The sequence below is a fragment of the Pseudomonas sp. WS 5410 genome (assembly GCF_012985645.1).
GTDB lineage: Bacteria > Pseudomonadota > Gammaproteobacteria > Pseudomonadales > Pseudomonadaceae > Aquipseudomonas > Aquipseudomonas shahriarae.
Genome location: NZ_JAAQWS010000043.1, coordinates 1 through 5,494, shown reverse-complemented (window position 1 = coordinate 5,494; position 5,494 = coordinate 1). Strand labels below are relative to the sequence as shown.

The 5,494-nt window shown below is 51.0% G+C and carries 2 tRNA genes and 2 rRNA genes; all 4 read left to right on the top strand.

Annotated features, from left to right (window positions below):
- Positions 1-410 precede the first annotated feature (410 nt).
- The 4 genes from HBO24_RS29230 to HBO24_RS29215 all read left to right on the top strand — a co-directional run bounded on the left by HBO24_RS29230 (position 411) and on the right by HBO24_RS29215 (position 5,353).
- Positions 411-1,947 (top strand): 16S ribosomal RNA (locus HBO24_RS29230).
- An 81-nt stretch (positions 1,948-2,028) separates the two neighbouring features.
- Positions 2,029-2,105: transfer RNA gene (locus HBO24_RS29225), tRNA-Ile, on the top strand.
- Positions 2,106-2,135: 30 nt separating this feature from the next.
- Positions 2,136-2,211, top strand: a tRNA-Ala gene (locus HBO24_RS29220).
- A gap of 248 nt (positions 2,212-2,459) precedes the next feature.
- Positions 2,460-5,353 (top strand): 23S ribosomal RNA (locus HBO24_RS29215).
- Together the 16S and 23S rRNA genes with 2 tRNA genes alongside form the textbook arrangement of a ribosomal RNA operon.
- Positions 5,354-5,494 lie beyond the last annotated feature (141 nt).

Here is a 5,494-nt window from a genome sequence, read left to right as displayed (position 1 = left end):
GGAGTTGGTAGAGCAGTGTTGTTTGGCTCTATTAACGTTTCGATCCTCTCGGTCGAAAGCGGAGAAAAAGAGGTGTTGACAGCAGCGTGTAACGCTGTAGAATTCGCCTCCCGCTAACGAGAGATCGGAAGCGCAAGTGGTTGAAGTTGTTGAGGAAATCCTCGAAAACTTCTGAAAATAATCACTTGACAGCAAATGAGGCTGCTGTAGAATGCGCGCCTCGGTTGAGATGAAAGATCTTAACCAACCGCTCTTTAACAACTGAATCAAGCAATTCGTGTGGGTGCTTGTGGAGTCAGACTGATAGTCAACAAGATTATCAGCATCACAAGTTACTCCGCGAGAAATCAAAGATGTAACCAACGATTGCTGAGCCAAGTTTAGGGTTTCTTAAAAACCCAAAGATGTTTGAACTGAAGAGTTTGATCATGGCTCAGATTGAACGCTGGCGGCAGGCCTAACACATGCAAGTCGAGCGGTAGAGAGAAGCTTGCTTCTCTTGAGAGCGGCGGACGGGTGAGTAATGCCTAGGAATCTGCCTGGTAGTGGGGGATAACGTTCGGAAACGGACGCTAATACCGCATACGTCCTACGGGAGAAAGCAGGGGACCTTCGGGCCTTGCGCTATCAGATGAGCCTAGGTCGGATTAGCTAGTTGGTGGGGTAATGGCTCACCAAGGCGACGATCCGTAACTGGTCTGAGAGGATGATCAGTCACACTGGAACTGAGACACGGTCCAGACTCCTACGGGAGGCAGCAGTGGGGAATATTGGACAATGGGCGAAAGCCTGATCCAGCCATGCCGCGTGTGTGAAGAAGGTCTTCGGATTGTAAAGCACTTTAAGTTGGGAGGAAGGGTTGTAGATTAATACTCTGCAATTTTGACGTTACCGACAGAATAAGCACCGGCTAACTCTGTGCCAGCAGCCGCGGTAATACAGAGGGTGCAAGCGTTAATCGGAATTACTGGGCGTAAAGCGCGCGTAGGTGGTTAGTTAAGTTGGATGTGAAATCCCCGGGCTCAACCTGGGAACTGCATTCAAAACTGACTGACTAGAGTATGGTAGAGGGTGGTGGAATTTCCTGTGTAGCGGTGAAATGCGTAGATATAGGAAGGAACACCAGTGGCGAAGGCGACCACCTGGACTGATACTGACACTGAGGTGCGAAAGCGTGGGGAGCAAACAGGATTAGATACCCTGGTAGTCCACGCCGTAAACGATGTCAACTAGCCGTTGGGAGCCTTGAGCTCTTAGTGGCGCAGCTAACGCATTAAGTTGACCGCCTGGGGAGTACGGCCGCAAGGTTAAAACTCAAATGAATTGACGGGGGCCCGCACAAGCGGTGGAGCATGTGGTTTAATTCGAAGCAACGCGAAGAACCTTACCAGGCCTTGACATCCAATGAACTTTCTAGAGATAGATTGGTGCCTTCGGGAACATTGAGACAGGTGCTGCATGGCTGTCGTCAGCTCGTGTCGTGAGATGTTGGGTTAAGTCCCGTAACGAGCGCAACCCTTGTCCTTAGTTACCAGCACGTAATGGTGGGCACTCTAAGGAGACTGCCGGTGACAAACCGGAGGAAGGTGGGGATGACGTCAAGTCATCATGGCCCTTACGGCCTGGGCTACACACGTGCTACAATGGTCGGTACAGAGGGTTGCCAAGCCGCGAGGTGGAGCTAATCCCACAAAACCGATCGTAGTCCGGATCGCAGTCTGCAACTCGACTGCGTGAAGTCGGAATCGCTAGTAATCGCGAATCAGAATGTCGCGGTGAATACGTTCCCGGGCCTTGTACACACCGCCCGTCACACCATGGGAGTGGGTTGCACCAGAAGTAGCTAGTCTAACCTTCGGGAGGACGGTTACCACGGTGTGATTCATGACTGGGGTGAAGTCGTAACAAGGTAGCCGTAGGGGAACCTGCGGCTGGATCACCTCCTTAATCGACGACATCAGCTGCTCCATAAGTTCCCACACGAATTGCTTGATTCATTGAAGAAGACGAAAGAAGCAGCCCGAAATTGGGTCTGTAGCTCAGTTGGTTAGAGCGCACCCCTGATAAGGGTGAGGTCGGCAGTTCGAATCTGCCCAGACCCACCAATTTTGTGTGGGAAACGCCTGTAGAAATACGGGGCCATAGCTCAGCTGGGAGAGCGCCTGCCTTGCACGCAGGAGGTCAGCGGTTCGATCCCGCTTGGCTCCACCACTACTGCTTCTGTTTGTATAAAGCTTAGAAATGAGCATTCCATCAATGCGATGGTGAATGTTGATTTCTAGTCTTTGACTAGTTCGTTCTTTAAAAATTTGGGTATGTGATAGAAAGATAGACTGAACGTTACTTTCACTGGTAACGGATCAGGCTAAGGTAAAATTTGTGAGTTACTCAAATTGAGTATTATCGAATTTTCGGCGAATGTCGTCTTCACAGTATAACCAGATTGCTTGGGGTTATATGGTCAAGTGAAGAAGCGCATACGGTGGATGCCTTGGCAGTCAGAGGCGATGAAAGACGTGGTAGCCTGCGAAAAGCTTCGGGGAGTCGGCAAACAGACTTTGATCCGGAGATGTCTGAATGGGGGAACCCAGCCATCATAAGATGGTTATCTTAAGCTGAATACATAGGCTTAAGAGGCGAACCAGGGGAACTGAAACATCTAAGTACCCTGAGGAAAAGAAATCAACCGAGATTCCCTTAGTAGTGGCGAGCGAACGGGGACTAGCCCTTAAGTGGCTTTGAGATTAGCGGAACGCTCTGGAAAGTGCGGCCATAGTGGGTGATAGCCCTGTACGCGAAAATCTCTTAGTCATGAAATCGAGTAGGACGGAGCACGAGAAACTTTGTCTGAATATGGGGGGACCATCCTCCAAGGCTAAATACTACTGACTGACCGATAGTGAACTAGTACCGTGAGGGAAAGGCGAAAAGAACCCCGGAGAGGGGAGTGAAATAGATCCTGAAACCGTATGCGTACAAGCAGTGGGAGCCCACTTTGTTGGGTGACTGCGTACCTTTTGTATAATGGGTCAGCGACTTATTTTCAGTGGCGAGCTTAACCGAATAGGGGAGGCGTAGCGAAAGCGAGTCTTAATAGGGCGTCTAGTCGCTGGGAATAGACCCGAAACCGGGCGATCTATCCATGGGCAGGTTGAAGGTTGGGTAACACTAACTGGAGGACCGAACCGACTACCGTTGAAAAGTTAGCGGATGACCTGTGGATCGGAGTGAAAGGCTAATCAAGCTCGGAGATAGCTGGTTCTCCTCGAAAGCTATTTAGGTAGCGCCTCATGTATCACTGTAGGGGGTAGAGCACTGTTTCGGCTAGGGGGTCATCCCGACTTACCAAACCGATGCAAACTCCGAATACCTACAAGTGCCGAGCATGGGAGACACACGGCGGGTGCTAACGTCCGTCGTGAAAAGGGAAACAACCCAGACCGTCAGCTAAGGTCCCAAAGTTATGGTTAAGTGGGAAACGATGTGGGAAGGCTTAGACAGCTAGGAGGTTGGCTTAGAAGCAGCCACCCTTTAAAGAAAGCGTAATAGCTCACTAGTCGAGTCGGCCTGCGCGGAAGATGTAACGGGGCTCAAACCATACACCGAAGCTACGGGTATCACCTTCGGGTGATGCGGTAGAGGAGCGTTCTGTAAGCCTGTGAAGGTGAGTTGAGAAGCTTGCTGGAGGTATCAGAAGTGCGAATGCTGACATGAGTAACGACAATGGGTGTGAAAAACACCCACGCCGAAAGACCAAGGTTTCCTGCGCAACGTTAATCGACGCAGGGTTAGTCGGTCCCTAAGGCGAGGCTGAAAAGCGTAGTCGATGGAAAACAGGTTAATATTCCTGTACTTCTGGTTATTGCGATGGAGGGACGGAGAAGGCTAGGCCAGCTTGGCGTTGGTTGTCCAAGTTTAAGGTGGTAGGCTGGAATCTTAGGTAAATCCGGGATTCTAAGGCCGAGAGCTGATGACGAGTCATCTTTTAGATGACGAAGTGGTTGATGCCATGCTTCCAAGAAAAGCTTCTAAGCTTCAGGTAACCAGGAACCGTACCCCAAACCGACACAGGTGGTTGGGTAGAGAATACCAAGGCGCTTGAGAGAACTCGGGTGAAGGAACTAGGCAAAATGGCACCGTAACTTCGGGAGAAGGTGCGCCGGTGAGGGTGAAGGACTTGCTCCGTAAGCTCATGCCGGTCGAAGATACCAGGCCGCTGCGACTGTTTATTAAAAACACAGCACTCTGCAAACACGAAAGTGGACGTATAGGGTGTGACGCCTGCCCGGTGCCGGAAGGTTAATTGATGGGGTTAGCTAACGCGAAGCTCTTGATCGAAGCCCCGGTAAACGGCGGCCGTAACTATAACGGTCCTAAGGTAGCGAAATTCCTTGTCGGGTAAGTTCCGACCTGCACGAATGGCGTAACGATGGCGGCGCTGTCTCCACCCGAGACTCAGTGAAATTGAAATCGCTGTGAAGATGCAGTGTATCCGCGGCTAGACGGAAAGACCCCGTGAACCTTTACTATAGCTTTGCACTGGACTTTGAATTTGCTTGTGTAGGATAGGTGGGAGGCTTTGAAGCGTGGACGCCAGTTCGCGTGGAGCCAACCTTGAAATACCACCCTGGCAACTTTGAGGTTCTAACTCAGGTCCGTTATCCGGATCGAGGACAGTGTATGGTGGGTAGTTTGACTGGGGCGGTCTCCTCCTAAAGAGTAACGGAGGAGTACGAAGGTGCGCTCAGACCGGTCGGAAATCGGTCGTAGAGTATAAAGGCAAAAGCGCGCTTGACTGCGAGACAGACACGTCGAGCAGGTACGAAAGTAGGTCTTAGTGATCCGGTGGTTCTGTATGGAAGGGCCATCGCTCAACGGATAAAAGGTACTCCGGGGATAACAGGCTGATACCGCCCAAGAGTTCATATCGACGGCGGTGTTTGGCACCTCGATGTCGGCTCATCACATCCTGGGGCTGAAGCCGGTCCCAAGGGTATGGCTGTTCGCCATTTAAAGTGGTACGCGAGCTGGGTTTAGAACGTCGTGAGACAGTTCGGTCCCTATCTGCCGTGGACGTTTGAGATTTGAGAGGGGCTGCTCCTAGTACGAGAGGACCGGAGTGGACGAACCTCTGGTGTTCCGGTTGTCACGCCAGTGGCATTGCCGGGTAGCTATGTTCGGAATAGATAACCGCTGAAAGCATCTAAGCGGGAAACTAGCCTCAAGATGAGATCTCACTGGAACCTTGAGTTCCCTGAAGGGCCGTCGAAGACTACGACGTTGATAGGTTGGGTGTGTAAGCGCTGTGAGGCGTTGAGCTAACCAATACTAATTGCCCGTGAGGCTTGACCATATAACACCCAAGCAATTTGACTACTCTTGACTTGGAAACAAGCAAAAGCATCAGATTGCGGTGTGTGAAGACGAAATGAACCGAAAGTTCGAATCTCACAAAACACCGAAAGCTGTCACATACCCAATTTGCTGAAGCGAG